General features: G+C 44.1%; 1 protein-coding gene. It reads left to right on the forward strand.

The window, feature by feature from the left end; all coding sequences use genetic code 11:
• Positions 1 to 187 precede the first annotated feature (187 nt).
• Complete coding sequence (locus M1L23_RS12795) at positions 188 to 781, forward strand: hypothetical protein (protein WP_252627833.1); 594 nt, start codon at positions 188 to 190, stop codon at positions 779 to 781.
• Positions 782 to 1,005 lie beyond the last annotated feature (224 nt).

The raw sequence follows: 1,005 nt of genomic DNA on the forward strand, positions 1-1,005 counted from the left end.
CAATATGCCTGCTTCTTCGGCTGAAACACATAACCAGTCGCTCGAGTTCGCTCCGGCCCTGGCCGGGCCTGCGCCGGACGGGCTTTTCGCTTCGCTCCAAGCCCGCCGCTCAGCTCGGCGTTATGTGCTAAGGCACGGATATACAATCAGGAATTTTATAATAACCAAGGAAACTAAGGAGTAGTAAATGGTTAGAACATTAGTAGCTGCATTAATTCTATTATTAGCTGGCTGCGCGAGCCAACGTCCAGATCTTTCACTGGAAGAGTGGAAGTTAAGGGAGTATAAGAATCACAATAAAGAGGAAGTAATCGCAGCTGCACGAGAAGTTATTCGCCTTTCAGATCCAAGTGATGTCAACTTTGAAAATACTAGGGATGGATTTAATGCAACAAGAACATCACTTGGCTATTACGTAGTAGCAAATGAAATTGATGCATACGCATTTAATTTTGTCGCTCAAGAAAAAGATGGTGTAACAAGAACTAGATTAGAAATAGAAGAAACAGAGATAAATCAGAGCCTTCTAACTTTGGGGTTGCCAGTAGGTAAAAACGGAAAGCCAGACCACCCTTATGTATATGACCTTTTTTACGCTCGTATGGCATATTTACTCGGCGATAAAGATGAATGGCATAGGTGTGATGATGCAGTGAGTCGTGTGTCTGCTAGATACGGTTTACCTAATGACGCTAGAAAGCTCGGAATGGCATCTATATGTGGAAAGTTTTCTGATGACAATATTCCCAACTCAGCATCTAAAAAAATAGATCTGTTTTAAGCAAAGCACATAACAAAGCGTTTAAGGCGGATTCGTAACAGTTGGCTCGGTTCCGCTTCGCTTCACATTTTAGCCAACTTTTACTCACCGCTTAACGCGGCGTTATGTGTATTGAGGTATGGAGAGTGAGAGAGTGCCGTGGCATTGAGCGAGATTGAAATCAAACGGATCGAACGTGCGGTTTCCGGTTTTATGGACCGTAAGCGGCCACCGCCGCATATTCG

The organism is Aliidiomarina quisquiliarum (assembly GCF_023922585.1).
In the GTDB taxonomy this organism is placed as follows: domain Bacteria; phylum Pseudomonadota; class Gammaproteobacteria; order Enterobacterales; family Alteromonadaceae; genus Aliidiomarina; species Aliidiomarina quisquiliarum.